22 protein-coding genes are annotated in these 25,984 nt (G+C 57.9%); 14 read left to right on the top strand and 8 right to left on the bottom strand.

The annotated features are described in order from the left end of the window. The first annotated feature begins 52 nt into the window (after positions 1–52). From IQ254_RS07890 to IQ254_RS07855, 8 genes are all read left to right on the top strand, one after another. Positions 53–1,114 carry an aromatic ring-hydroxylating dioxygenase subunit alpha gene (locus IQ254_RS07890; protein ID WP_193965629.1) on the top strand — a complete coding sequence of 354 codons (1,062 nt, stop codon included), beginning with the start codon at positions 53–55 and terminating at the stop codon, positions 1,112–1,114. Positions 1,115–1,140: 26 nt separating this feature from the next. Further along, on the top strand, positions 1,141–2,289 hold the full coding sequence (locus IQ254_RS07885) for an aromatic ring-hydroxylating dioxygenase subunit alpha (protein ID WP_193965628.1): 1,149 nt from the start codon (positions 1,141–1,143) through the stop codon (positions 2,287–2,289). A gap of 94 nt (positions 2,290–2,383) precedes the next feature. Then, complete coding sequence (locus tag IQ254_RS07880; protein WP_193965627.1) at positions 2,384–3,298, top strand: alpha/beta fold hydrolase; 915 nt, start codon at positions 2,384–2,386, stop codon at positions 3,296–3,298. 8 nt (positions 3,299–3,306) lie between these two features. Next, on the top strand, positions 3,307–4,527 hold the full coding sequence (locus IQ254_RS07875) for an MFS transporter (protein ID WP_193965626.1): 1,221 nt from the start codon (positions 3,307–3,309) through the stop codon (positions 4,525–4,527). 46 nt (positions 4,528–4,573) lie between these two features. Next, a complete protein-coding gene (locus IQ254_RS07870; protein WP_193965625.1) occupies positions 4,574–5,362 on the top strand; it encodes an aspartate/glutamate racemase family protein in 789 nt (262 codons plus the stop codon). A gap of 8 nt (positions 5,363–5,370) precedes the next feature. Continuing rightward, the gene (locus tag IQ254_RS07865) at positions 5,371–6,402 is read left to right on the top strand and encodes an ABC transporter substrate-binding protein (protein ID WP_193965624.1); all 1,032 of its coding nucleotides are present in this window, start codon (positions 5,371–5,373) and stop codon (positions 6,400–6,402) included. 61 nt (positions 6,403–6,463) lie between these two features. Beyond that, entirely contained in the window at positions 6,464–7,750 is a 1,287-nt protein-coding gene (locus tag IQ254_RS07860) for a dicarboxylate/amino acid:cation symporter (RefSeq protein ID WP_193965623.1), read from the top strand. A 115-nt stretch (positions 7,751–7,865) separates the two neighbouring features. Then, entirely contained in the window at positions 7,866–9,347 is a 1,482-nt protein-coding gene (locus IQ254_RS07855; RefSeq protein ID WP_193965622.1) for a cache domain-containing protein, read from the top strand. Positions 9,348–9,358: 11 nt separating this feature from the next. On the opposite strand, the gene IQ254_RS07850 is transcribed toward IQ254_RS07855, so the two are convergent. From IQ254_RS07850 to IQ254_RS07830, 5 genes are all read right to left on the bottom strand, one after another. Beyond that, on the bottom strand, positions 9,359–9,538 hold the full coding sequence (locus IQ254_RS07850; RefSeq protein ID WP_193965621.1) for a hypothetical protein: 180 nt from the start codon (positions 9,536–9,538) through the stop codon (positions 9,359–9,361). 527 nt (positions 9,539–10,065) lie between these two features. Next, positions 10,066–10,509, bottom strand: coding sequence for a VOC family protein (locus IQ254_RS07845; protein ID WP_193965620.1), 444 nt, complete (start codon positions 10,507–10,509; stop codon positions 10,066–10,068). Between the two features lie 111 nt (positions 10,510–10,620). Continuing rightward, positions 10,621–11,169 carry a GNAT family N-acetyltransferase gene (locus tag IQ254_RS07840; protein ID WP_193965619.1) on the bottom strand — a complete coding sequence of 183 codons (549 nt, stop codon included), beginning with the start codon at positions 11,167–11,169 and terminating at the stop codon, positions 10,621–10,623. A gap of 148 nt (positions 11,170–11,317) precedes the next feature. Continuing rightward, positions 11,318–11,899: a dihydrofolate reductase family protein gene (locus IQ254_RS07835; RefSeq protein ID WP_193965618.1), complete on the bottom strand. Its 582-nt coding sequence runs from the start codon at positions 11,897–11,899 to the stop codon at positions 11,318–11,320. 24 nt (positions 11,900–11,923) lie between these two features. Then, positions 11,924–12,475: a dihydrofolate reductase family protein gene (locus tag IQ254_RS07830; RefSeq protein WP_193965617.1), complete on the bottom strand. Its 552-nt coding sequence runs from the start codon at positions 12,473–12,475 to the stop codon at positions 11,924–11,926. Between the two features lie 285 nt (positions 12,476–12,760). Between IQ254_RS07830 and glgB the strand changes: the two genes are divergently transcribed. Together glgB and gghA are read left to right on the top strand one after the other, a co-directional pair. Further along, positions 12,761–15,022: a 1,4-alpha-glucan branching protein GlgB gene (gene glgB, locus IQ254_RS07825; protein WP_193965616.1), complete on the top strand. Its 2,262-nt coding sequence runs from the start codon at positions 12,761–12,763 to the stop codon at positions 15,020–15,022. 211 nt (positions 15,023–15,233) lie between these two features. After that, a complete protein-coding gene (gghA, locus tag IQ254_RS07820) occupies positions 15,234–17,768 on the top strand; it encodes a glucosylglycerol hydrolase (RefSeq protein ID WP_193965615.1) in 2,535 nt (844 codons plus the stop codon). Between the two features lie 111 nt (positions 17,769–17,879). Here the strand turns inward: gghA and IQ254_RS07815 are convergent, their stop codons facing one another. Continuing rightward, positions 17,880–19,064 carry an NAD(P)H-quinone oxidoreductase subunit H gene (locus tag IQ254_RS07815; protein ID WP_193965614.1) on the bottom strand — a complete coding sequence of 395 codons (1,185 nt, stop codon included), beginning with the start codon at positions 19,062–19,064 and terminating at the stop codon, positions 17,880–17,882. Positions 19,065–19,162: 98 nt separating this feature from the next. Next, positions 19,163–20,044: a helix-turn-helix domain-containing protein gene (locus IQ254_RS07810; protein WP_193965613.1), complete on the bottom strand. Its 882-nt coding sequence runs from the start codon at positions 20,042–20,044 to the stop codon at positions 19,163–19,165. Between the two features lie 107 nt (positions 20,045–20,151). Between IQ254_RS07810 and IQ254_RS07805 the strand changes: the two genes are divergently transcribed. The 4 genes from IQ254_RS07805 to rarD all read left to right on the top strand — a co-directional run bounded on the left by IQ254_RS07805 (position 20,152) and on the right by rarD (position 24,648). Next, complete coding sequence (locus tag IQ254_RS07805; protein ID WP_193965612.1) at positions 20,152–20,442, top strand: glutaredoxin family protein; 291 nt, start codon at positions 20,152–20,154, stop codon at positions 20,440–20,442. Positions 20,443–20,571: 129 nt separating this feature from the next. After that, positions 20,572–22,077, top strand: coding sequence for a UDP-N-acetylmuramoyl-L-alanyl-D-glutamate--2,6-diaminopimelate ligase (locus IQ254_RS07800; protein WP_193965611.1), 1,506 nt, complete (start codon positions 20,572–20,574; stop codon positions 22,075–22,077). A gap of 147 nt (positions 22,078–22,224) precedes the next feature. Beyond that, complete coding sequence (locus IQ254_RS07795; protein WP_193965610.1) at positions 22,225–23,706, top strand: sensor histidine kinase KdpD; 1,482 nt, start codon at positions 22,225–22,227, stop codon at positions 23,704–23,706. 36 nt (positions 23,707–23,742) lie between these two features. Beyond that, on the top strand, positions 23,743–24,648 hold the full coding sequence (rarD, locus tag IQ254_RS07790; protein WP_193965609.1) for an EamA family transporter RarD: 906 nt from the start codon (positions 23,743–23,745) through the stop codon (positions 24,646–24,648). 222 nt (positions 24,649–24,870) lie between these two features. On the opposite strand, the gene IQ254_RS07785 is transcribed toward rarD, so the two are convergent. Further along, complete coding sequence (locus IQ254_RS07785; RefSeq protein WP_193965608.1) at positions 24,871–25,764, bottom strand: ABC transporter permease; 894 nt, start codon at positions 25,762–25,764, stop codon at positions 24,871–24,873. Between the last annotated feature and the right edge of the window lie 220 nt (positions 25,765–25,984).

The following is a 25,984-nucleotide window of genomic DNA, read 5'->3' as shown; positions in this document are numbered from 1 at the left end:
GTCCTGCCGTGGACGTGGTGATTTTAGGTGCCCCATCCCCCAGGAGACTGCCATGCTCAAAAATTTTTGGTACGCCGTCGAATTTAGCGCTGCCATTGCCGACGCGCCCAAGCCTGTCAGGCTCATGGGTGAAGACTATGTGCTGTATCGGGGGGGGGATGGCCAGGTGGTGGCGATGCGCGATCGCTGCATTCACCGTGGGGCCTCCCTGTCAGGGGGCTGGGTTGAGGGCAACTGCATCCGCTGCCCCTACCATGGCTGGCGCTACGAGGCCGATGGCACCTGTGTTCACATTCCTGCCGACCAGGCAGGCACCCCGATTCCCAAGCGGGCTCGTATTGACGCGTTGCCCGTAGCAGAGCACTACGGCATGGTGTGGCTATTTGTCGGCGATTTGCCCGCCGACCAGCGGCCTCCCATTCCGGCCCTGCCCGAGTACGGTGACCCCGCCTGGCGCGCCATCACCGGCGAATACACCTGGAACGCCCACTACACCCGCGTGGTGGAAAGTGGTCTGGATAGCTCCCATGCGCCCTTTGTGCATTCGGTTTTCTTTAATCTGCGCGACGATGCCGAGGTGCCGCCCTACGAGGTGCAGGTGGATGACTGGAGCGCGACGGCTCGCACGATCTCGAAGCCCCCGAAGCGAGCAGGTCTGCTGAAACTGATTGTGAAGCGCGATCGCCCCTTCTCCAGCGCCACCCTCACCGCCCACATGCCCAACATCAACCGCATCCACCTCGACTTCAACTTTCGGGGCTACCAGTACATCTACTTCGCCAGCAACATTCCGGTGGATGAAAACACCACCCTGACCAAGTGGATTGGCCTGCGCAACTTCTTACCCCAGGCCTGGGCCGACTGGAACTCGCGCAAAAACACCAACGATACCTACCTCGAAGATAAAGCCGTGATCGAAAGCCAGGTGCCCCGCGTGGTGCCGCTAACGGGTGAAATTTTGCTGGCCTCCGACAGTCTGCAACTGGCCTACCGCAAGCTGATTCGGCAATGTGTCGAGCGCGGCTGGGCGATCGGCAGTGACTACGGTGTCCCGCCTGTGGCGGAACTTGCCAATGGTAACGGTAAGGCTCCGGCGGCGATGACTGTTGGATAAATAGCTCGTCCTCGAATCCTCTGTGGGTGGGCACGGCCCACCCTACCAACGCTAAGGTGCAGCTCCCCAAACTGCGAGGCGATGCGCCCCATAACCCACTCGCCAACCCCAAGGGAAAAATGACTATGCTGGAGAATTTTTGGTACGCCGTAGAGCTCAGCCACGAGGTGGGCAAGACCCCGCAATCCCTCAGGCTACTCGGCAAAGACTACGTCCTCTACCGTGACAGCGATGGCCAAGTGGTCGCCCTCGATAACCAGTGCGCTCATCGGGGCGCTAGCCTGGCCTTGGGCTGGGTAGAGGGCAACTGTCTGCGCTGCCCCTACCACGGCTGGACCTACGAAGCCGACGGCCAGTGCAGTCACATCCCGGCCGATGCGCCGGGCACACCCATTCCCAAGCGGGCGCGGCTGCGATCCTACCCGGTGCAGGAGAAGTATGGTCTGGTGTGGATGTTCGTCGGTAGCCCAGATTTACCCGCCGACCGCCGCCCACCGATCCCGGCCTTTCCACAGTTTGAGTCGCCTGTGCGGCCCGCTACCTACAGCCGTCACGAGTTCGACGCCCACTTCACCCGCACGATGGAAAACGCCATCGATACCTCCCACGCGCTGTTTATGCACAAGGGTGCGATCGGGGCCAGCAACGCCCCCCAAAATACCGAAATTGAGGATTACGAGGTCACGGTGAGCGCCTACGAACTCGCCGCCAGCCTGCCCATCAAAGTCAATCGTCTCAACGGCGTCATGCGGTTTGTGCTGCAGCAAGATGACCCCGAAGCCCACAAGCGCTATCGGTTTGCCCTGCCCAATGTGACCTATTCGGCGGTGCAGTTTGGCCGCTACACCATCGAGAGCATCATGGTTCACATTCCGGTGGATGACGCCACCACCGTGGTCAAGTCGGTGAATATTCGCAACTTCCTCAACCAGGTGCCGGGGTTAGGGCAATGGCTCGACGGCAACACAGCCCAGGTGGGCAACCAGATCATGCAGGAAGACGATGTGGTGGTCAAAACCCAGGAGCCCCAGATTGCCCCCTACCAGGACATGCGCCAGGAACTCTTGGTCGCCTCCGACGCCACGCTGATTGCCTACCGCAAGCTGCTGAAGCAATATGCCGGATCGGCTGAACTGCCAGAAGAGGCCATAACCGCTGAGCCAGTTGTCGGCTAGGGACTTTGCATTTTTCCCAGCTTTGAAATTTCGCTCATCGGTGCGTCATCGCCTGGGGTGACGCACCCAAGCTACCCCTACGGAGCACATCCCCATGTCCATTGCTGAGTCCGTTATCCCTAACCACATTTGGGAGTGGCGTGGCCTACCGATCAACTACCAACAGATGGGGACCTCTGGCCCTGCCCTAGTGCTAATTCACGGGTTTGGAGCCAGCGTGGGCCACTGGCGTCAAAACATGCCAGCTCTAGCCCAAAACCACCGGGTATTTGCCCTAGACCTGCTGGGTTTTGGCCAATCGGCTAAGCCTGCCCCAGGCGAGCCGTTGCCCTACGACTTTGAGACCTGGGGCACCCAAGTCGCTGATTTTATGCGAGAGGTGGTTAAAGCACCTGCTTTTTTGGTGGGCAACTCCATCGGCGGGGTGGTGGCGTTGCAGGCAGCGGTGATGGCCCCAGACCAGAGTCGGGGCGTGGTTTTGATCGACTGTGCGCTGCGGCAGATCTGCGATCGCAAACTCCACACCCAGCCTCCCACGCGTCGTCTGGGCCGCCCGCTGCTCAAAAAAGTCCTGAAAAATCGGGCTTTAGTGCATTGGCTATTTGCCCAAATCGCTAAACCAGAGCGCCTTCGTACCGTCCTCCGCACCGCCTACGGCAACCCCGAAGCCGTTACGGATGAACTGGTTGAACTCCTGCTGGCTCCGGCCTACGAACCAGGGGCGGCAGATGTTTTCTGGGCGTTTATCAACAACTTTGACGGACCTCTGCCAGAGGACTTGCTGCCCCAAATCACCTGCCCAGCGCTCATTCTCTGGGGCTCCGCTGACCCCTGGGAGCCGATCGCCCTGGGTCGTGAGTTAGCCAACTTCCCTGCTGTCGAAGCATTTATTTCCCTAGAGGGTGCAGGCCACTGCCCCCAGGATGAAATCCCTGAGGTGGTTAACAACCATCTGCAAGATTGGGTAGCTCGCCACACTGTCGCTACGTCTGCTGTATCCACCCGCTGAGTAAACCTATGTCGTTAAGTCCTGCCAATGCCAAGACGCTGTCGGTGCCCCGGCTGGTGTTTGTTTTCATCACCATCTTGTTTGACAAGCTGGGGGAAAGCCTGATTTTCCCGATTTTGCCGTTTCTAGTCGAGCGATTTCGTTCCGATGCTTTCACCCTGGGGATGCTGGTGTCGAGCTATGCGATCGCCCAGTTCATCGCTATCCCAGTGATTGGGGCGCTATCTGACCGCTACGGTCGCCGCCCGGTGATGCTGGTGTGCGTGATGGGTACGGCCATCTCCTACTTTATTTTTGGGTTCGCTACCACTCTGTGGATGCTGTTCTTCTCCCGCATTTTGGATGGGGCAACCGGCGGGGTCGCCGCCACCGCCCAGGCCTACATCGCCGACATCTCGGCCCCCGAAGACCGGGCCAAAAACTTTGGCATTACCGGGGCAGCCTTTGGCCTCGGCTTTACTCTAGGGCCAGCCCTGGGCGGAGTATTGGCCAATATCAGCCTGAATCTGCCGGTGTTTGTGGCAGGTGCCGTTGCTCTGATGAACTTTGTGCTGGGCTGGTTTGTGCTAGCCGAATCCTTAGACAAAGATCAGCGCCGCCCTTTGACCCTGCGCGACCTCAACCCCATCGGCCAACTCAGTGACATTCTGCGCGATGGCCGCATTCAGGGATTGCTGATTTCGTTTTTTATCTTTAATTTTGCCTTTGCGGGCTTCAGCAGCATCTTCGTGCTGTTTTTGAACACCCGCTACGGCTGGGGACCAAGCCAGGCGGCCATGGTTTTTTGCTTCATTGGTATTGTCTCTACTTTGGTGCAAGGGGGGCTCATTCGCCAGCTCTTACCCCGCTTCGGGGAGGCCAAGCTGACTGTGGCTGGGCTAGTGCTGGTGGCCCTGGCCTTTAGCGGTGTGGTGCTCATCCCAGCTGGTAGCCCAGTGCTAGTGCCGGCTCTCTATACCACTCAGGCCATGCTGGCGCTGGGGGTAGGGCTGATCATTCCCTCGCTGCGAGGGCTCATTTCCATTCGTGTCTCCAACCAAGAGCAGGGCAAAACCCTGGGGGGCAACCAGGCGCTGCAAAGCATGGCCTCTATTCTAGGGCCGCTGTGGGCAGGCTGGATCTTTGATCGCTCGGGCATGCTGTCGCCGTTCTGGATGGGGGCGCTGTTCATGATCATGGCGGTGGGCTTTGCGCTGACCAACATGCCCCGCCGTCGTCTGTCGATGTAATCAGACTCCTCACGGTGGCCAACCAACCACAAACCCAAGATCTGCCATGACTTTGCTGTTACCCTCCCAGGATCAACAAGCTGCTGTACCGGGGATTCTCGGTGGTCTTGGCCCGATGGCCCATGTGCAGTTTGAACAGCGGCTGATTCAGCGCAGCGCCGAGCGAGGGGCGCGGTGCGATCAAGATCATCCCGTGTGGCTGCTGATCAATGGCACCACCATCCCCAACCGTACAGAGAGCTTACAGGGTACCGGGCCAGACTGTGTGCCGGGTCTGGTGCGCTACGCCCAACTGCTGGAGCGGGCCGGGGCTAACTTTTTGATCGTCACCTGCAATACCGCCCACGGGTTCTACGACCAGGTCCAGGCCCAGCTTGGTATTCCCTGGATTCATCTGATGACCTGCACGAGTCGCCACATCCACCAGACTTATCCTACGGTGCAGCGGGTGGGAGTGTTAGCTACCGATGGCACGGTGCAATGTGGACTTTACAGTCGCAGCCTGGGTCAGATGGGATTAACTCCCATGGGCTTTGAGCTGAAGTCTCCCTGGCAAGATTTGGTGATGCAGGCAATTTACCATCCCGATTGGGGAATAAAAACCACAGGGACCCAGGTATCTACCAAAGCATTGACCGTATTGGAGCAGGCGACGAACTGGCTCAAAACCCAGGGAGCAGAGGTGGTCATTGCGGGCTGTACAGAACTGTCTGTGGCCTTTGCGCAAATGCCATCATTGCCACTGCCCTGGGTGGATCCGTTAGATGTGGTGGCCGACATCACCTTGGATCTGGCCTGGGGTTACCGTTCCCTGCCGCTCTGGCAAGCTGCCTAGGAGAAAGCATGGTGCAGAAAAAAATAGTCACTCAACTCTACTATCGCTTAGGGTTTAGGGCAGGAAATGGTGCATCTCGCAACTACTGGCGAGTAGTTTGGCGGCCAGCGTGGGTGTTGTCGGTGCTCCTGGTCGTGACGTTGGGCCTTGGCGATGGCGCGATGGCGGCGGCAAAATCAGGGGCCAGCACAGCTGCTGCGATGACAGCGACCCAAGCATCAAAATCGACCCCAAATCGTCCGGCAACGGCAACCTCGCCTACGGCTGCCGGGCCAGCCATGCCGCCCGATATCGAGCGAATTTTAGAGCGCGGCAAATTGACCGTAGCGGTGCTGGGTCAAGATAACGCCCCCTTCTTTATGAATAGACAGGGCCAACTGAGTGGGCTAGATCTACAGCTGGCGCGCTCGTTGGCAGACCAATTAGGCGTCAGTTTGGAGGTGACGCGTTCGGCCCAAACCTTCAATCAAGTGGTGGATACGGTCTACGAACAAAAGGCAGACCTAGCCATCTCTAAAATTAGTCGGACGTTGAAACGGGCGCAGAAGGTGCGTTTTTCACACCCCTACCTGCGTATGCGTCAGGGACTGTTGGTGAATCGCCTCCAGGTGGCCGAACAGACCCAGGGGCGATCGATGGTTGAAACCATTCGCGACCTACGGGGGCAGGTGGGCGTGATTCAGGGTTCATCCTACGTCGGTTTCTTGAAACAGAAGTTTCCCCAGGCCACGATCGTGGAGTACCCAACCTGGGAGGCCACGGTGGAGGCCGTTGTGCAGGGCGACATTCTGGCCGCTTACCGAGATGAGCTGGAAATTAAGAAGGTGGTGCGCAATCGGCCCGATGCGGCGCTACAGTTACAGACCATTGCCCTCACCGATACCCAAGATGCGCTGGCGGTGGTGCTGCCCTGGAGTAGCACCCACCTGTTGGCCTTTGTCGATCAATATCTCGATACCTTGGCTACCCAGTACACCGTGGATACGGTGCTCGATGAGTATGCCGATTATTGGGCAGCCCAGCCTGCTCAGCAACCGTAGTTTTTAACCATCCCAGTTTTTAACCATCCCAGTTTTTAACCATCCCATTGTGGCACCCCCCATGGTTACTTCTTTGAAAGCCTATCTTCCCCGCCAAGTCTCAATCGAGGGGCTGCGTAGCCCCTGGGCGATTGTGATTGGCAGTGGTTTAGGCCTGTTAATCGGCACAACTCAGCCCCAACTAGCGGCGTGGATCGCTCCCTTTGGCAATGTCTATCTGGGCTTGCTGAAGATGTGTGTCTTGCCGATTTTGCTGTCGGCGATCGCCAACAGTATGGGGCGGTTGATGCAGAGTCACGATGCCAAGCAGTATGTGCAGCGGATTGCCGTGGTGTTTCCGCTGAGTTTGCTGGCGGTCAGCGCGATCGCAGTGGCGATCGCCGCGCTGGTTGGCCCAGGTCGCAACCTCTCTGCCGATACGCTGCAAACCCTGGGGGTGTTGGTCAACCAGTCGGGGGTTGATCTGGAAATGGCCCTCAGTGGCCCTCTCCCCGAGGTGGCTACGACCAACGTGACGGGCCTGGTCGATAGCGTGGTGCCCGACAATATTTTCGCGGCCCTCAGCCAAGAACAAACGCTGAAAGTGCTGCTATTTGCCATGATTTTTGGCGTGTCACTGGGGTTGGTCAAAGCACCCAGCACCGCGGCCCTGTTTGACACCCTCGACAGTCTTTACCGTGCCTTTAACCAGATTATCCACGGGCTGACCTATCTGCTGCCGTTTGGCCTGTGTAGCCTGCTGGCCGATCAACTGTCTCAGGTTGGGGTAGATGTGCTGTGGTCGATGGTTGACTTCGTCGTGGTTGCGATCGCCACGTTCGTGCTGATCTATCTAGTCAGCACCCTGATTATCTGGCGGCGGTCTGGCATGGGTCTTTGGCCCACCCTCGTTGCCCTCAAAGATCCCACGATTCTGGCGTTGGCTACCTCCAGCAGCCTCGCCTGCCTGCCCGCTGCGATCGGCAGCCTCAGCGAAAACCTCAAGTTCAAGCCCCAAACCACCAAGCTGGTGACTCCGTTGGCGATTACCCTCTGTCGCTTTGGTTCAGTGATCTATTTTGCCTCCGCCACCTTGTTTGTGGTGCAGCTCTATCAGCGTGATTTAGGGGCAGTGGGTTTGGGCATAGTAATTTTAGGTTCCATTCTGGCTGGCATGGCCACCTCCGGGGTGACCGGTATTCTCACGTTGACCATGCTGGGCCTGGTGTTAGACCCGCTGAAGCTGCCCCTGGAGGCTGTACTGGTTCTATTTATCGCGATCGACCCCCTGATGGATCCTTTTCGCACCTTAGGTATTGTGCATACCGGTATGGCTGCCACGGCGCTGATCGCAGAGCCAGACAACTGATGGCATCGAGACTGTAGACCATCCATGGGGGTGCAGAACCCAGGGTGAGGCCAATGCCCGCCTGCTGCGTAACCTCGCTGAGTTTTTGATCTGAACCACCTTACCCACGGTCATCATGCCCCTCCCCTTTCGCCGCCCTCAAATGCCCGGTCTCAAAGCTACCCTGGTGGGCGCTATGCTGCTGACGGTGGGCACGACGGCGGCCATTGTCTACGTGCCCTGGTCTCTGGTCTCTAAACGCAACATCGACACTATTGTTGACCAGGTCAATCAGGAGATTACCCTCGGTACCTCCCAGGAGGTAGAAAAGCTCTTCAGTAATGCAGAGTCGGCCCAGTCGCTATTAAATAGCAGCCTGGGACAGAATTTAGTTGACATGACCAACCCCCAAGATCGGGAGCTGTTTTTGCTCAGCGTCTTGCAGGCCAACCCAGACTTTACCTGGGTGCAATACGGCGAGCCCGGGGGAGACTTTTTGGGGGCCCAGCGCACTCCTGACGGACAACTCCATTTTCATCTCCGCGACTGGAATGGCGCTAGCGGCACTACCCAGACGACGGTTAGTACCTACAAGACCTCGGCTGAAGGGCTCACCCCGCTGGGGATTGAAACCTATGAAATGGATCCACCTTACTTTTCGCCCGATCGCCCCTGGTATCGCAATACGCTGGCCTCTCCTCAAAAGCGAGCCTGGACGGTCTATGTTTATCGATCTACCCAGAGCCCTGGATTGGATGCCACGACGGCCTTGATCAATCCCAAGGGAGAAATTGACGGTGTCATTGGGGTAGGCATTGAACTATCTCAGCTCTCGGAGTATTTGCAGCAGCTGAAGAGTGGTTATAGCGGAGAGGCATTTATTATCAATGCCCAGCGGGAGTTGATTGCCTCTACAGATGTGGCCGAAGCGGTGCTAACCCAGGGGCAAGATGCCGCTGACCCTCGTTTGCAGCAGCTGGCAACGGTAGACAATTCTCTCTTGCGGATCGCCAGTCAGACGCTCGTAAACCAGGGGGTTGATTTAGATGGGCTCTCGGAGCTGCGGCGTTTTGCATTCAAAGATCCCAACACTGGAGAGCGCTACCTGATTTCGTTTACCCCCCTAGAACAGCTGGACTGGGTAGTGGGTACCGTGATTCCAGAGTCGAGCTATCTGGTCGAGGTAAACCGCAACAAACGCACTCTGCTAGGGATTATCGCTGTCTTTACCGGCTTGACCGCCGGGGTTGCCGTGCTGATGGCCGATCGCCTGATCGCCCGTCCCGTGTTAGGGATTGCTCGTACAGCGGCAGACATTGAGGCAGAAAAGTTTGAGTTGGGTCAATTGGGGGCGATCGCCCGCCGTACCGACGAAATTGGCCAGCTGGCCCGCGTGTTTGACCGCATGGCGCAGCAGGTCTACAGTCGTGAGCAAAAGCTCAAGCAGCAGGTGCGCGACCTGCGCATTGAGATTGACGAAACCAAGCGCAAAAAACAGGTAAAAGAAATTGTCGAGACCGATTTCTTTCAGGATCTGACTGCCAAAGCTCAAGTCCTACGCAACCGCAGCAGTACGGTTAAAACTGCCGTCGCTGAAGCCAAAAGGCTGGATTGTTAGACAGCTGACCGTTAGAGAATTAACCGCCGTTCACAAAGGTAGTTCTCGCTGACTTTTTGGTACACCTTGGTTGCTTCAGCCTGGTGGTATCGAGCTAGCGAGTTTTGCTCTGAGGACTCGGGAGTCGCAGGCTGTGGCGGCGGCGGGTCTTCTTTTTTGTGTCTTTTGGGAACGCGAAGGTAGAGCAGCATGATTTTTCCCTGATGGATGGATGATATGGCGCGGGGAAATTTACGGCTTTAGGCCAATGGCTGCTAGCGATGGTTCAGATCGATCCGGAAGGATCATTGCTTGCAAGACACCGTCAGCTTGCTTAGCCTGGTCAAGGTCAGTGGTCTGATAAGGCCACGGTTAGCCATCAGCCGTTACCACCTCATTTCTGCAAGAGCACCGTGAGCGTCGCACCAAGTATACTACAACGTGCTACACATGATTCCAGATCGACTGGCTAAAATACTGGAATTACAGGCTGTGAACTTTGGTCAATACAGGCCCTAAGCTGAATACTGTAGTATGTTGACCAACTCGGCAAAACTCTGGTCGAGCGATCGCCCGGCGGTGTCAATAACGATAGGCTCCGTCGCCCAGGGCGCATAGTCGCGGTTGACCACATCTAGCCAGGTAGGGAGTCGCAGCCCGGCAATGTCGGAGGTTCTAGCTTCGACGCGGGCTCGGTGCTCATCCGCGTCCGAGCAGATGACCTCGATGAGTGAGTAAGTTATTCAGGCTGAGATTCGCTGCTCCAGGGGTCGTAGGTGCCGAAATTCCACAGGTAGCCCTCGGGGTCGCGGCAAGCGTAGTCGCGCCCGCCGTAGTCCTGGTCTTGGATGTCCATGACGATTTCAGCCCCGGCGGCGATCGCCCGCTGGTAGTGCTGGTCAATCTCGTCTACAACGATGTACGGGCTTTGGCAGACGGCCTCGCCCACTCGTTGAGGAGGCTGCTGCAATTGACCAAAGGCATCGTTGCGGGCCGAGCCGAGCATGATCATGCCGTTGCCAAACACGAGCTGGGCATGGGCAATGGCACCGTTCTCGCCGGGCACAACCAGGTGCCTTTCAAAGCCAAACGCCTGGCAAAGCCAATCAATCGCTTTCGCGGCATCGTTGTAGCGCAGGGTTGGAATGATGGTGGCTACGGTCTGCTTAGGGATGCTGACCATTGTTGTTACCTCTTTATGTTGCAGTTGTTTTCCTATCGATCGAATCGATACCGGTTAGGTACTGTTGCGGACTGGTTCCATAAATCTCAGGTCGCGGGGATAACCCGTTGTTCAAGTAGAGACATGAGCTGCGCTCTCCATAGCGATGGTTGACTCAGTCCAACTGGCTCGGCTGAGGCGATAAACGCGGCAGTCGTCATCGCCAAAGCGGCGGTGCTCCAAAAACTTGAATCCGAGGCGTTCGTAGAAGCGGTGAGCACGGGTGTTGCTGGCCAGAGGGTCGATCAGCACCGCCGCTACCGCCGGATCGGCAAAGCATCGCGCCAGGGCCAGTTGCATCATGGTGGTGCCGTAGCCCTGCCCCAAATCGGTCGCTTCGCCAATCCAGATGTCGATGGCGCGCAGATTGGCTGCTACGTCACCCCAGTAGTGGCTGTCTTCCAGGGCCGGATCGATGATTTGAATGCAGCCGATGGGGCGACCTGCCAGCTCAGCAATGAGTTGCTCTCGCCAGTCGGGGGTATGGCTCAGCTCTGTTTCCCATGCCCAGTCGTCGTTGGGGTCGGCGGCGATCACGTGGGGTTGCTTGTCCCAGTGGCGCAAGAGATTGACATCGGCGGTGGTGACAGCGCGCAGGGTAATGGCGTTGGGCTCGGGCATGGTTGTTACCTACGAACTCGACAATGGCGAACCGCCCCATCATTATGGTTCAATTGTACTATTTTGTTGTCAGGGGAAATGAATCTTTAGGGTTATGGTGGCAAGGGATGGGCGATCGCATCCTTCGACTCAAAGCAGATTCGAGGGCTTAGGGATGGTTGATCTGATAGTGCAATATCACCACACCACTGTCGTAGATTTTGCGATCGCTCAGGGTCAGCGCCGTCTGCGGTATTTCGCCACCGAACAGGGGAATGCCTGAGCCCATCAGGAAGGGATTGACCTTCAAGATCAGCTGATCGATCAGGCGGTTGGCAAAGAGCGTAGTGGCCAAATCGGCGCCACCGCAGAGCCAAATACCCATGCCAGATTCGTGCTTCAGGTTTTCAACCACTTCAGTCGCGTTGTCTGAAATGAGTTCAACGCTGGGGTCGGGGCTAGACGGCATGCGGCGCGAAAACAGGTACTGCCTGAGGTGTGAGTAGGGGCTGGTGACACCGTCTTTGAGCCCTATATCGTAGGTTTTACGGCCCATGAGCACGGTGTCGAAGTGGCGGTTTTCGCCCTCAACTCCCAAAGCACTGCGCAGGTGGGTGGGCACCGTCCCGGGAAAGCGACTGAACAGATCGGCAAAGTAGTCAGGGTCTTGGGAAAAGCCATCGTGGGAACCGTCGCGATGGGCGATAAACCCATCGACACTGCACGCTACGAGATAGGTTAACGGTCGCATGGGGCCTCCCTAGGGCTAGGTTGATCAGGTGTAGGACACCCTGTAGTACAACTCTACAAAATCGCGACCATAGGTCTTGGCCGACAGCAGCTGTAGCGGCGGATCGACTGGGCGCGGAAAGAGTGGGGCTCCACCACCCAGGGTAACGGAGGCTATCTGCACCACAATTTCGTCGAGCAGCCCAGCATCGTAAAACTGTCCTGCCAGGTCGCCGCCGCCGACGATCCACAGGTTTTTGTCGCCTGCTGCGATCGCCATCTCCTGGTGAATGGGCCGCACGTTGCCGCTGACAAAGCGTACGTCGGCATTGGCAAGGGTGGGCAGCTGGCGGGAGGTGAACACCCAGGCGGGCACCTGGTAGGGCCAGGGCTGCGGATCGCCGGTTGCAGGCGCAATCTGGTTGTCGTAGATCCACTGGTAAGTGGTAGATCCCATCGCGATCGCACCCACCCCAGCCAGGAACGTATCAAACGTATTGGGCTCTAGCTCGCCAAACTGAAACAGCCAGTCGAGGGAATTGTTTGGGTCGGCAATAAAGCCATCCAGGCTAGTAGCGGTGTAATAAATCGTCGTCATAGAGTAAGCCTCAAACATAACGCTCAGTGGTCAATGAACGGTCGGATGGCTCAAGCCGAGCCGACTGTTTCTGATTAGGTTAAATGCTCTAGATAGCTATACGAGGGAAGGAAGCGCGATCGCAGCCATGTAGCGCCCGTAACCTCTCGCAAAAAAAAATCCCCCCCAAGATAGATGTCAGCCGCTAGAAAAGTCCTTTAGTTTGCCTTTGGCATGGTTCCAGTGGTCAATATCGTCATCGACCGCTAGGCTTGACCAGCAGCTACAGCAGCTATAGCGGTATTTATGTCTTCTTCTACTCTTTCGTCTGACCAGGTGTACCGTGTCGTTGAGAACCGGCACAGCAATCCTTTTGAGGTGCTTGGTGCCCACACGATCAGTCAGACTGGCGATCAGGCCGACGACAAGGCTCACTGGGTGATTCGCGCCTACCTGCCCGACGCCGATGCCGCCTGGGTGGTGCGGCCCGAAACCTGGCAAGAGTACGCTATGGAGTCAGTGCATCATCCCCATTTTTTTGAATGCCGACTGCCCGGTGAAGCCGACCAAAATTATTTGCTCAAGGTGAAAGAGGGCGATCATGAGCGCACCCTGCGCGACCCCTATGCCTTTAAGTCGCCGCTGCTGACCGATTTCGATCTGCATCTCTTCAACGAAGGCAACCACCACGCCATCTACGAGAAGATGGGCGCTCATCGGGTCAAGGTTGATGGTGTAACCGGGGTCTACTTTGCCGTGTGGGCACCCAACGCCCGCAATGTGTCGGTGGTGGGCAACTTCAACCAGTGGGACGGGCGCAAAAACCAGATGCGGCTGCTCCAGAGCGGCGTGTGGGATCTGTTTATTCCAGACTTAGAGCTGGGCGAAATCTACAAGTTTGAGATCAAAAACCAGGCCGGGCACGCCTACCTCAAGTCTGACCCCTACGGCTTTCAGCAGCAGGTGCGGCCCGATACTGCCTCCGTTGTCACCGACCTCAGCTACCAGTGGCACGACGCCACCTGGATGGAGCAGCGCCGCCACGACGATCCTCAAGAGCAGCCGGTTTCGGTCTACGAAATGCACCTGGGCTCCTGGCTGCACGACGGCATAGATAACCCACCCGCCGAGGGCTATGCCGTGCGGGTGAGTCAGAAGCCCGAGGCCCGCTTTCTCACCTACCGAGAGCTAGCCGATCGGCTGATTCCCTACGTGAAGGAGCTGGGCTACACCCACATTGAGGTGCTGCCCGTGGCCGAGCACCCCTTTGATGGCTCCTGGGGTTACCAGGTGGCGGGGCACTTTGCCCCTACCTCCCGCTTTGGCACGCCCCAAGACTTTATGTACTTTGTCGATCAGTGCCACCAGCATGACCTGGGCGTAATTGTGGACTGGGTGCCGGGCCACTTCCCTAAAGATGCCCACGGGCTAGCCTTTTTCGACGGCACCCACCTCTACGAACACGCCGACCCCCGCAAGGGCGAGCACAAAGAGTGGGGCACCCTGGTGTTTAACTACTCGCGCAACGAAGTGCGCAACTTTCTGATTGCCAATGCGCTGTTTTGGTTCGACAAGTACCACATCGACGGTATTCGGGTCGATGCGGTGGCCTCAATGCTCTACCTCGACTACGATCGCGAAGAGGGCGAGTGGGTACCCAACCAGTTTGGTGGCCACGAGAATTTGGAAGCGGTCGATCTGCTGCGCCAGCTCAATACGGTGTTGTTTGGCTACTACCCCGGCATTCTCTCCATCGCCGAAGAGTCTACCTCCTGGGCCAATGTGTCGCGCCCCACCTACATCGGCGGTCTGGGCTTCAACTTTAAGTGGAACATGGGCTGGATGCACGACATGCTGCATTACTTCAGCGAAGACCCAATCCACCGCCGCTACCATCACAACAATATTACCTTCTCGCTCTGGTACGCCTTCAGCGAAAACTTTATGCTGGCCCTCTCCCACGACGAGGTGGTGCACGGCAAGGGCAATCTGGTTCAAAAGATGCCGGGGGACTATTGGCAAAAGCTGGCCAACCTGCGCGCCCTCTATGCCTACATGTTTACCCACCCCGGCAAAAAGACCCTGTTTATGGGCATGGAATTTGGCCAAACCAGCGAGTGGAATAGCTGGCTCGACCTCGACTGGAACCTGCTCAACCAGGAACCCCACCGGCAGCTGAAGCAGTTTGTGGGCGATCTCAATTCCCTGTATAAGCAGGAGCCCGCCCTCTACACCGACGACTTCTCGGCCCAGGGGTTTGAGTGGATCGACTGCAATGATGCGGGGAATAGCGTGGTGTCGTTCATTCGTCAGGACAAGCACTCCGATCAGTTTGTGGTGACGGTGTGCAACTTTACTCCCACAGTTCACCACGACTACTGGGTCGGGGTGCCCCAGCCGGGCTATTACAAAGAACTGCTCAATAGTGACGCCACGGCCTACGGCGGCAGCGGCGTCGGCAACCATGGCGGTCAGCAGAGCCACGCCTGGGATCACCCCCGCTGGCCCCACGCCCTGAGTTTGACGCTGCCACCCCTGGGGGTGATGGTGTTCAAGCTGAACGGTTAACCGCTGGCTTCCTCAGTAGGGTGCGGAGTGTGGGGCGATCGCCCCTGCCAGATATTTCCGGGCGCTGAGAAATGTCCTGGGCTGAGATAGCGCGACTGCCCCAACCCTCTGTCTACCCGTTTCGATCTACAGCAATAGTGCTCTACCCGCTGCACCATTGCCCCCATTCGCTTGAACCGTTGTTTATCTCTAAAGAAGGAATTCTCACAGCATGGTCGCAACCGCTGCTCGCATTCAGCTCCTAGACACAGAAACCCAAGCGCTGCTGGACTGGGCCGAACAGGTGCACCAATCCGATGAAACCCTGTTTCACCAGGCAAAAGCTCTGGCGACTCGACTGGGTGCCCACTACCGCAATGACGGGTTGACCGAAATCGGCTTCTGGGCTCCAGAGCTGGGGGCTGACATGGTGCAGCCCAAGAATATTTATTTAGAGATTTTTACCCCCAAAAAGAAGATTGACCCGACCCGGGCCAGCCAAAAAGTGATATTCCGTCGCGACTACGTGGAGCTGCACAAGCAGGGCGAGTACTTCTGGGGTGTGCTGTCGGGCATGAAACCCGGCACCCGCGACGAGCTGGGCTCGTTTTACTGGCTGCGCTACCTCGACATGAACAGCGACGAGGTGCGGGTGATTGGCGACTGCCTGGCCTACTCCCTGCCCTACGGGGTTTACGCGCCAGCTGAGCTCTACGACATGGATGGTCTTCAGCGTCGTCGCGCCGATCTCGACTACTTCGCCCAGGGCGACACCAACGACGATGGCGTCGTACAGGTGCATTCGCCCGGCAATATTTTGCAGCTCCACGTCAACACGGCCTCGCCCAATGGCTACCTCAGCGGGCTAACCGCCGTTTATCAGGGCATTGCCAACAAGCTCAAAACCCAAGCCCCCCTCACCCCGGCGGAGCAAAATTTTCTGGGCTACGACGCCGTGCAGCTGCTTCCCATCGAGCCCACGGTGGAGTATTTGGGTGCCCATGAGCTGGGCCACGGCTTCTTTATTTTGCGGGAAGACGACATGGGGGAAATGGACCCCGAAACCGAGGAAATCGAGCGCGAACCAGGGGATATCAACGTCACCCTGAAGAAGCCCGATACCCAAAACTGGGGCTACGACATCGTCATCTTTGGCTCATCGGCGACCAACCCATCTGTGCTCGAAACCCTGCGCCCCGATGAGCTGGTGGAATTCATTGCAACCCTGCACAACTTCCCCACCGGGCCAATACAGGTGATTTTCGACATTGTCTATGGCCATGCCGACAACCAGGGCATTAGTTTACTAAACGGGCGCTTTCTTAAAGGCCCCAATATGTACGGTCAGGATGTCAACCACCAGAACCCCACGGTGCGGGCGATTCTCTTAGAAATGCAGCGGCGTAAAAACAACACCGGGGTAGACGGTATTCGGGTAGACGGGGCTCAAGATTTCAAGTTCTTTAACCCGCTGTCGGGCCGAGTTGAGTATGACGACAACTACCTCAGCGACATGGCCGAGGTGCTGCAACAGGTGGGCGATCGCCAGCGTCGGCTGTTCTCGATTTTTGAAGATGGTCGCCCCTGGCCCGCCGAAAACTGGGAAGAAATTTCCACCTACCGCGACATCGTGGAGTTTAAGCCCGACGCCTTTCAGTGGGGGCCGCTAATTTTTGCCCACAATACCCCCAGCCTGAAAAAGTTTTGGAATCGCAAATGGCGGCGGGTGGTTGAGCAGATGCAGGTGGGCGAAAACTGGATTACCGGCTGCGGCAACCACGACACCCTGCGGCGCGGCACCCAGGTGGATTCTGAACTCGACATCAACTGGAACCTGGGCGATGGTCTGCCCGAGGTGCTCAACAACGCCTACGACAACCCGGCGATCGCGCTGATGACCTACGGCTTTAGCCCTGGACTACCGATGGATTTTATCAACTGCACCATGCGATCGCCCTGGGCATTTTTGCGCAACACCGACGATCGCTACGGGGTCAAAGTAGTCTCCGAAGAGGCCGGGGGTTTTCTAGACTGGCAGGTGATTCCCGAAACCTATGACTGGCCCAATCTGTTCCCGCGCCTCAAGGCCATGGGCTTTACCAAGCTGGGCGAGCTGCGCCAGTTTGTGCGGGCTCTCTACGACGCCATTGAAGAAACCGACTATGACCTCGACGAGGTGGCGCACCTGTGCCAAAAGTTTATGGGGGCAGATGTCGATGCTGATGCCCTGGCGGCAGAGAACCAAACCCGTAAATCGGCTAAATCTCTGCACAAGCTCAACGTGCCCGACAAGTCAGCGATTTTGACCCAGCTCGATGTGGCCAAGCTGAAGGAGTTTGCCAGGAGTTTTATGGAAGATACCCATGACCTGTGCAATGTCTGGCTGCAGCAGGATATTTTAGAGGCCGACCAGGTGGCCTTTAATCTAGCGCTGCGGCGGTTCCGCCGGGCCAATCCCTGGCTGCGCAAAAATCTCTTGGCCCTAGACCGCTTTAACCGCATCGACACTGAGGAGCAAACCGTTTTCTACGGCCTGCGCACCGCTCCTGCCGAGGACGGGCAGACCAGCCAGCACCAGGTGGCCATGGTAGCCCACATGGGGGGCGATCCGTTGACCGTTACCCTGGGCGACTGGCTACAAATTGACGTGGCCGAATGGCGAGTGGCTGTGATATCTCCCGGGGTTGGGCTGGGTGAGGCTGACCTGAAAGCCTTTGAGCTGAAGGATAGCCAGGCTGTGCTGCTAGAGCGAGTTGAGTCGGTTTAAGGCGTCAGCTACCCGGCTTTCTAGAGTCGCCCAGGGGAAAAATTATCCGGCTGCTGGGGCCAGTGCTGGAAAGGTTTCGACCCATCACTCAGTGGTCGGGCCGCATGTTCGCTACCGATCGACCGACCCCATCACTACGTCAATGCTGCCGAGGATAACGAAAATATCGGCCACCTTTTGACCTTTTAGCAGGTAGGGCAGCAGCTGTAGGTTGTTGAAATCCGCCGGGCGAATCTTCCAGCGCCAGGGCATAGGGCTGTCGTTGCCGATGATAAAAATGCCCAGCTCACCTCGGCCCGACTCAACCCGTACGTAGTGCTCCCCGGCCGGAATTTTGAAGGTGGGGGCTATTTTTTTGGCCATGAACTGGTAGTCAAACCCCTCCCATTTCGATTTGGGGCCTTCGGCTAAACGTTTGGCCTCCAAATTCTCCCAAGGGCCACCCGGCAGCCGCTCTAAAGCCTGCTCAATAATTTTGAGCGACTGACGCATTTCTTCGAACCGCACCCGGTAGCGGGCCAGACAGTCACCCTCGATCGCCCAGGCTACGGCCCAGTCGAAGTCGTTGTAGCATTCGTAGTGGTCGACCTGGCGCAGATCCCACTTGACGCCGGAAGCGCGCAGCATGGGGCCAGAACAGCCCCAGCCAATGGCCTGATCGCGGGTGACGACGCCCAGACCTTCGCAGCGGCGGCGAAACACGGGGTTATCGGTAATCAGGCGCTCATACTCGTCGAGTTTGGGAGCCAGATAGGCAACAAAATCCTGGCACTTATCGACCCAGCCGTAGGGTAGGTCGGCGGCCACGCCCCCAACCCGAAAGTAGTTGTGGTTGACCATGCGGTAGCCGCTCACCGCCTCAAACAAATCGAGAATAGGCTCGCGATCGCGCAGTGAATAGAAAAACAGCGTTTGCGCTCCCATATCCATCACAAATGGCCCCACCCACAGCAGGTGATTGACCAGGCGGGTCAGCTCTAGCAAAATGACGCGAATGTAGCTGGCCCGCCTGGGCACCTGAATATCTGCCAGCTTTTCAACTGCGTTGACGGTCACGGCCTCGTTAAACAAGCCGCCGTAGTAATCCCACCGGCTGGTGTACGGAATGAACATAGTCGAGGTGCGGCTTTCGGCAATTTTTTCCATGCCCCGGTGCAGGTAGCCAATCACGGGTTCGCAATCGACTACATCTTCGCCGTCGAGGGTGACTATAATCCTGAAGCAGCCGTGCATTGACGGATGGTGGGGACCAAAGTTGATCACGATTGGCTCGGTACGAGTTTCTATCTGAGCCATGGGGACTCCTCCTGTCAGAGTTCATGGCTTGAGTATGGCGGGAGCGATCGCCCTCTGTCTTGCAGGTTCTTCGGCCCGTTTGCACAAACTTCCGACCGCTATCTTCGCCGCCACTGACCAGGGGTAACGCCGAGCAGCCGCTTGAAGTGGCGATTGAGGTGGCTCTGGTGGGCAAAGCCGACCTGGCAGGCAATATCGGCAATGGGCAGATCGGGACGGGCTAGCAAGGTCTTGGCTCGCTCTATCCGACAGCGAATGACGTACTGGTGGGGGGCTACCCCCATCGACTGCTTAAACAGCTGGGCAAAGTAGTGGGCGCTCATGCCCGCCAGGTTGGCCAAAGTTTCGAGGCTTAGATCGGTATCGAGATGGCTGTGAATATACTCCATCACCTGCCGGAGACGGGGGCGAGCCAGACCATCGGAGTAGGTTTTGAAGACCGGTTTGCGGGTGGCGTAGGTCTGCAACAGGTGCACCGCCAGGGTAGTGGTAAGAGATTCGGCGTATAGGCGATCGCACTCTCCCCGCTGCAGCAAGCGCTTGAGGGCTAGCCCTAGCTGCAACACCAGCAGGTCTTGGGTGGCAAAGTGGGGCGTTAGCTCAGGGATGGGGCCAGCGGTGTCTTTAAGCGATCGCTCCAGGGCAGCAGGCTCAAAGACCAGGCTGATAAACTCGCCGGGTACGTTCCACCGCGCGCGCTGCCCCACCCAGGCCGGCAGCACCAAAATATCTCCCGGGTGCACCTGCTCGACCCTAAACTGGCCATCGATTGAGCGCTCGGCTAGGGCCGGTTCAGGAAATTGGGTAAACAGTACAATGCTGTGCCAGGGGGTTGTCACTTCCCCAGGGGTTTCCCCCGGTGGTTCCCAGCGGCAGTCTACGTAGGTGCCACCCCAGCAAAAGCCTCCCGTGGAGACGAGGGGCGGGGCCGTAAAAATGGCCTCTACCTGATCAGCGGTGGAGAGCAGTCGAGGTGCCATACCAAAACCCAGCCTGTCGAGATAGCTTCCTGATATTGTAGAGTTTGCTCGGTGTGGGCAGGGTGCGATCGCCCTCTTCCCATCGCCTTCTGCGCGACGCTAACCCGATGAAATTTGTGCTCTACAGCAAGCCCGGTTGCCACCTGTGCGAAGGGCTAGAAGAAAAACTTGCCGCCGCTGCCCACCTGCCGTTTGAGCTAGAGGTGCGCGACATTACCACCCGCGACGACTGGTTTCAGCGCTACCAGTACGAGATTCCGGTGCTGTGCCAGGTGCTGGTCACCGAGGCTGGAGTGCAGGAAAATCCCCTACCTCGATTGTCACCGAGGGCACCCCAGGCCAGGGTGGAACAACTGATACAGACATATCTAGAGTGTTCCAGCGAAGACGCCCTCTAGAGTGTTGCCTACGACCTGCTAACCAGGCTGGGTCCCGAGATCCTGACAAAAATAGTTTCTGAGGTGGAATACTCTTAGGCCAGAGTAAGGCAGAATAGGTCAACTTCAGTGCTGTGAGGAGTTGCTGACATGAAGCTGCGTCAACTGCTTGAGGACTTGCCCGCTGGGCTGATTGAGACTGGTTTTTCGCTGTCGGAGACAGCTGGCGATCGCGCTGTCAAAGGCCTCTGCACCAATTCCCATGCCTGTCAGCCGGGGGATGTGTTCATTGGCATGCCGGGCACGCGAGTCGATGGCGGCGAATTTTGGCCCAGCGCTGTGGAAGCCGGAGCTATAGCGGCACTGGTGTCGGCCCAAGCCTTGCAAACTCGTCCCGCCGATGGCCAGGTCTGTGTGGTACCGCTGATGGATATGGCGGTGGCTTGCGCTGAGGTGGCGGCGCGCTTCTACCACTATCCAGCCCGGCAGATGGGCCTGGTGGGGGTAACGGGCACTAACGGCAAAACCACAACAACCCATCTGATTGAACATCTATTGGGAGCGGCCAAGCAACCCACGGCACTACTGGGCACCCTCTACACCCGCTGGCCCGGCCATCAGCAGACCGCCCTCTACACCACTCCCTTTGCGGTAGACCTCCAGGCCGAGTTGGCCAAAGCGCGGGATGCGGGCTGTCGCTACGCGGTGTTGGAAGTCAGCTCCCATGCGCTAGCGCAAAAGCGAGTCTGGGGCTGCCCCTTTGAGGTGGCGGTCTTCACCAACCTGACCCAGGATCACCTCGATTACCACCGTGACATGGAAGATTACTTCCAGGCCAAAGCGTTGCTGTTTAACGACCAGTACCTGACGGGGCGAGCGGTGGTGAATAGCGACACCCCCTACGGCGATCGCATTGTCGCCCAGCTGCCAGCCGATCGGGTGTGGACCTACAGCACACAGCATCCTGAGGCCGATCTCTATACCGGGGATCTAAGCTACCAGGCCAACGGCGTGACCGGAACGCTCAAGACGCCGATGGGGACGGTGCCCTTTAGCTCGCCCCTGGTGGGGCAGTTTAACCTAGAGAATTTGCTGGCGGCGGTGGGGGCCGCCCTGCACCTGGGCGTGGCCCTCGACACCGTGGCGGCGGCGCTGCCAGACTTTGGCGGGGTGCCGGGGCGGATGGAACAGGTGAAAGTATCTGAGACCCAAGACATCAGCGTGATTGTGGACTACGCCCACACCCCGGACAGTCTGAAAAGTTCGCTGACGGCGGCGCGACCCTTTGTGCCGGGGCGGCTGATCTGCGTGTTTGGCTGCGGCGGCGATCGCGATCGCACCAAGCGCCCCCAGATGGGCCGCATTGCCTACGATCTGGCCGACGTAGTGGTGGTCACCTCCGACAACCCCCGCACCGAAGACCCCGAGCGCATCTTGCAGGATGTGGTGGCGGGGATTCCGGCGAAGCTGGGCGAGGATCAGGTGGTGGGCGATCGCGCCACCGCTATCCAGTCGGCCATTGCCATGGCCCAGCCAGGGGATGGCATTCTCATTGCGGGTAAGGGCCACGAAGACTACCAGATCCTCGGCACCGAAAAAATTCACTTTGACGATCGTGAGCAGGCCCGCCACTTTCTCGAAAAACGGTACAGTTAGATAACGCTTGACCCTGCGATCGCGACGTTATATGAAAACACGCAACATTCGCGACGTTATTTCAGGCGGTTGAAGATACCCTAATAGGTGTTAGTGCTGATTGGCCGTGCGGTTGGCCCTAGCCTGGTTTTGGCCCGTTGGAGCACTATGCAGTCCGATCAAGAGCAAGAGGTGTCGCTACACCGGCTGCTTCAGCTCAGTGCAGCAACACCAGAGTATGTGCAGGTTAAACCCAAGGGGTTTAAGGCAATTCTGCAATCGACGGTAGAATTTCTCGAAGCCTACGGTATTCAGGCGCACCTGCTGGTAAAACTGCCAGCCGGGGCAACGTGGCATGAAGATGTGCAGCGCTACGGCTGCAGCCTAGTGCCCCCCTACCGTGTGTGGCGATTTCTCCGTGCCGATACCGACCAACGCTCGTCCACATCGTTAGACCAGAGCATTTCTCTGGGAGAAGGCTATCTCTGGCGGGGTGACTATTTTGTGGTGGTGCAGTCTGAGAGCTTTGGAGCTATGGTGGTGGCCCACCAGATGCAGCCCCTATCTGCTGCTGCTGCTCTGGGCGATCGGGGGGCGGGGCCAGATGACGACGAGGCGGGCTCTCCCATCGACGAGCGGACGACAGCTCGGTCTTCCTACCTGTCGGTCTGTTGTTCGGTCAATCCGAGTCTAGTGGCCACCGTTATCCAGGCGATTGGCCCGCCCTTGGAACGGGCGATCGATCTAGGGGCGATCGATACCGAAGCGGCGGCGATCGCCCGGCAGTGGCCCCAGCCTGACCCCGACCAAGCTCTGAACCCTAACTACCTCACTCTGGTCGATCGCTGGCTCAATTGGCAGCTCAAGCGCCAAGAGCACCTGCGTCAGTCGGCCTCAACCTACCGCCGCCAGGCTCTAAATATGTCGAGCCTGTCCTCGCAAAACGAGGTGCTGATGCATACCCTGCGGCTGAAAGATGACTTTCTCAATACCGTTGGGCAAGAGCTTCGAACTCCGCTCACGACCATTAAAACGGCCCTTACCCTGCTCGACTCGCCCCATCTCAAGCCCCCCCAGCGGCAGCGCTACCGGGAGATGATTAGCAATGAGTGCGATCGCCAAAGTTCTTTGATCAGGGGCGTTCTCAATCTGTTGCAGGTCGAAACCAGTCTTGACCAAACCCAGCCCGATCCGCTCAACCTGGTTGAAACAGTTCCCCCAGTGGTCAGCACCTACCAGCCCCTAGCCGAAGAAAAAGGGATCATGCTGGCCTATACGATTCCCAGCCAATTGCCACCGGTTAGCTGCCCCGATAGCTGGTTGCGGCAGATTATGATTCACCTGCTCAACAACAGTCTGAAATATACGCCTAGTGGCGGGCAGGTTTGGGTCACGGCCAAGCGCCTCGACGATTACACCGAAATTGAGGTGCGCGACACCGGCACCGGCATTTCTCCGAGTGATTTGCCCCATATCTTTGAGCACTTTTATCGGGGCCGCAACCTACCCCCAGGTGCCGTCGAAGGAGCGGGGTTGGGGCTCTCGATCGTACAGCAGCTGCTGATGTACTGCGGTGGCAATGTAGTGGCCCGTAGTCAGCCTGACAGGGGCACGACGGTAGCCGTGCAGCTACCCATTCACCATGGGTAGCTAGCTAGACAATCTGCATCTATTACGGCTATTGCTTTGACTCCACCTCATTCTGCTGCTAACTGGCCAATCGCTGAGTCGCACCTAGGCCCGCTTTACGCTTTGCTGGCCTACGGTACCTGGGGGCTATTGCCCATCTATTGGAAGCTCTTTGATCACACTGCGGCTGTCGAGGTGCTCAGTCACCGCATGATCTGGTCAGCGATGTTTCTGGTGGGTATTTTGCTGGTGCAGCGGCGGCTGGGTGATCTGCTGGCGCTGCTGCGCATGCCTCGCAAGGTTTTAGTACTACTGCTCACGGCCAGCCTGCTGACCTTTAACTGGGGTCTCTACATTTACGGGGTCAATAGCGATCGCGTCGTCGAAGCCAGCCTGGGCTACTACATCAACCCCCTGGTGAGCGTGCTGCTGGGGTTTGTCTTTCTCAAAGAACGCCTGTATCGGGGGCAGCAGGTGGCGGTGGCGCTGGCCGTAGTCGGGGTGGGCTACTTTATCTGGCAACTCGGCACCGTGCCCTGGATTGCCCTGGCCCTGGCCCTCTCTTTTGCCTTCTATGGCCTCTTGCGAAAGGTAGTGGCGGTAGCCCCCCTAGTGGGCTTAGCAGTCGAGACCCTGTTGATTACGCCAGCTACGCTGCTGTTTGTGAGCTGGTTGGGCATGAGTGGCCAAGGCCGATTTGGCGAAAACCTACCGCTGACCCTCCTGTTCATAGGTGCGGGCGTTGCCACCTCTATGCCGCTGCTGTGGTTTAACAACGCGGCTAAACGCCTGAAGTTGGCTACCCTGGGCTTTTTTCAATACCTGGGGCCGTCGCTCTCGCTGCTGTTGGGAGTGTTTATCTACGGTGAGCCGTTTACGCCCACCCATGTCGTTACCTTTAGCTGTATTTGGCTGGCGCTGCTGCTTTACTCGGTGACAGCCCTGCGCAGTAAACCTCGCTAGCCCACAAAAAAGCGGCTGTCGAGGCAGCGTCATCTGTGACGGCTGTTGCGGTTTCGGACTGTGATGATTAGTCTTGCAGGCCCCTGCACACAAACTCGCCTTATAGCGGTGTACAAGTGAAACAAGTACACTCTGTTCCCTGTCACCTACTCCCTGCTCCCTTTTGACTGTACTTAAGCAACATGAATAAGGCTGTCGTTATGGGTGCGTTGAGCCGTTGGACTAGCGCCAGTTTTCGCGGCGCTGTAGGGGGTTCATCAGCTCGTTCAGCCCTTCACCGACCAGCGATAGCCCAGTGACCATCAGCGTTAGCGCCAGCCCTGGAAACAGCGCTGTCCACCAAATACCCGTGGGTAACGCATCCAGGGCCTGGCGAATGTCGGCACCCCATTCGGGCACCTGCTCGGGTAGCCCGAGCCCTAAAAACCCTAGCCCCCCCAGCACCAAAATGGCGTCGGCGGCATTGAGGGTAAACAGCACCGGCACGCTTTGAATGACGTTGAGAAAGAGGTAGCGGGTCAGCACCGTCCAGGGGTCAGCCCCCATGGCCTGGGCTGCCTCAATAAACAGCTCCGTTTTGACGCTGGCCGTGTGGTTGCGCACCACTCGGTAGTACTGGGGAATGTAGGCGATGCTGAGGGCGATCGCAGCATTCACCACCCCCCGACCCACCACAAAGGCCAGCGTCACCGAGAGCAGCAGCCCAGGCAGCGTGTAGATCGTATCCATAAAAAACAGCAGGGCGCGATCGAGCCAGCCGCCCAGATAGCCGCTGACCATACCCAGGGGCACCCCAATGACCACGCTCAGCATGGTGGCTAGAATGACCACTTGCCAGGCGGCACGAGTGGCAAACAGGGTGCGCGAGAACACATCGTAGCCCTGGCGGGTAGTGCCAAACCAATAATCGTCACTGGGGGGTTGGTGAATGGGGTTTTGCAGCGCTGTGGTGGGGTCGGCCAGCCAGCCCCACGACTGCATCAGCGGGGCCAGCAGAGCAATCAGAATAAACCCTACGGTAATGACGCTGCCCACCCCCATGAGCACCACCGAGACATTGGTGCTGGGTTTGACAGCCGGGTTGCGCAGCAGGGGCGATCGCGGAGTGGTGGCCATAGCAGCGCCGTACAGAACAGGCTCTCATTATGCCAGAGCGGGGCGATCGCTCTGGCCCCAGGCCAACCTTGTCATAATGGATATATCGCAATCTCTGCCCAAGACCTCGGTAGGGAATGCTACCCATCTGAGCAAGCTAGAAAGCTAGCAATGCTTTCTAGCCTCTAACCACTATCCCGGAGGCCCCATGACTGTTGCCGACAGTACTCCCACCCTACCC

Origin of the sequence: Nodosilinea sp. LEGE 07088 (assembly GCF_015207395.1) — a bacterium.
Taxonomy (GTDB): Bacteria; Cyanobacteriota; Cyanobacteriia; order Phormidesmidales; family Phormidesmidaceae; genus Nodosilinea.
Note: the sequence above shows the minus strand (reverse complement) of the source record. Positions and strands in the feature narration are given on the sequence as shown.

Coding starts and splice junctions, on each gene's coding strand:
- IQ254_RS07850 (WP_193965621.1), bottom strand. CDS start 9,538: ATGCTGCTCTACCTTCGCGTTCCCAAAAGACACAAAAAAGAAGACCCG.
- IQ254_RS07800 (WP_193965611.1), top strand. CDS start 20,572: ATGAAGCTGCGTCAACTGCTTGAGGACTTGCCCGCTGGGCTGATTGAG.
- glgB (WP_193965616.1), top strand. CDS start 12,761: ATGTCTTCTTCTACTCTTTCGTCTGACCAGGTGTACCGTGTCGTTGAG.
- IQ254_RS07830 (WP_193965617.1), bottom strand. CDS start 12,475: ATGACGACGATTTATTACACCGCTACTAGCCTGGATGGCTTTATTGCC.
- IQ254_RS07810 (WP_193965613.1), bottom strand. CDS start 20,044: ATGGCACCTCGACTGCTCTCCACCGCTGATCAGGTAGAGGCCATTTTT.
- IQ254_RS07795 (WP_193965610.1), top strand. CDS start 22,225: ATGCAGTCCGATCAAGAGCAAGAGGTGTCGCTACACCGGCTGCTTCAG.
- IQ254_RS07815 (WP_193965614.1), bottom strand. CDS start 19,064: ATGGCTCAGATAGAAACTCGTACCGAGCCAATCGTGATCAACTTTGGT.
- IQ254_RS07855 (WP_193965622.1), top strand. CDS start 7,866: ATGCCCCTCCCCTTTCGCCGCCCTCAAATGCCCGGTCTCAAAGCTACC.
- IQ254_RS07805 (WP_193965612.1), top strand. CDS start 20,152: ATGAAATTTGTGCTCTACAGCAAGCCCGGTTGCCACCTGTGCGAAGGG.
- IQ254_RS07785 (WP_193965608.1), bottom strand. CDS start 25,764: ATGGCCACCACTCCGCGATCGCCCCTGCTGCGCAACCCGGCTGTCAAA.
- IQ254_RS07890 (WP_193965629.1), top strand. CDS start 53: ATGCTCAAAAATTTTTGGTACGCCGTCGAATTTAGCGCTGCCATTGCC.
- IQ254_RS07845 (WP_193965620.1), bottom strand. CDS start 10,509: ATGGTCAGCATCCCTAAGCAGACCGTAGCCACCATCATTCCAACCCTG.
- IQ254_RS07880 (WP_193965627.1), top strand. CDS start 2,384: ATGTCCATTGCTGAGTCCGTTATCCCTAACCACATTTGGGAGTGGCGT.
- IQ254_RS07840 (WP_193965619.1), bottom strand. CDS start 11,169: ATGCCCGAGCCCAACGCCATTACCCTGCGCGCTGTCACCACCGCCGAT.
- gghA (WP_193965615.1), top strand. CDS start 15,234: ATGGTCGCAACCGCTGCTCGCATTCAGCTCCTAGACACAGAAACCCAA.
- IQ254_RS07835 (WP_193965618.1), bottom strand. CDS start 11,899: ATGCGACCGTTAACCTATCTCGTAGCGTGCAGTGTCGATGGGTTTATC.
- IQ254_RS07870 (WP_193965625.1), top strand. CDS start 4,574: ATGACTTTGCTGTTACCCTCCCAGGATCAACAAGCTGCTGTACCGGGG.
- IQ254_RS07860 (WP_193965623.1), top strand. CDS start 6,464: ATGGTTACTTCTTTGAAAGCCTATCTTCCCCGCCAAGTCTCAATCGAG.
- IQ254_RS07875 (WP_193965626.1), top strand. CDS start 3,307: ATGTCGTTAAGTCCTGCCAATGCCAAGACGCTGTCGGTGCCCCGGCTG.
- IQ254_RS07865 (WP_193965624.1), top strand. CDS start 5,371: ATGGTGCAGAAAAAAATAGTCACTCAACTCTACTATCGCTTAGGGTTT.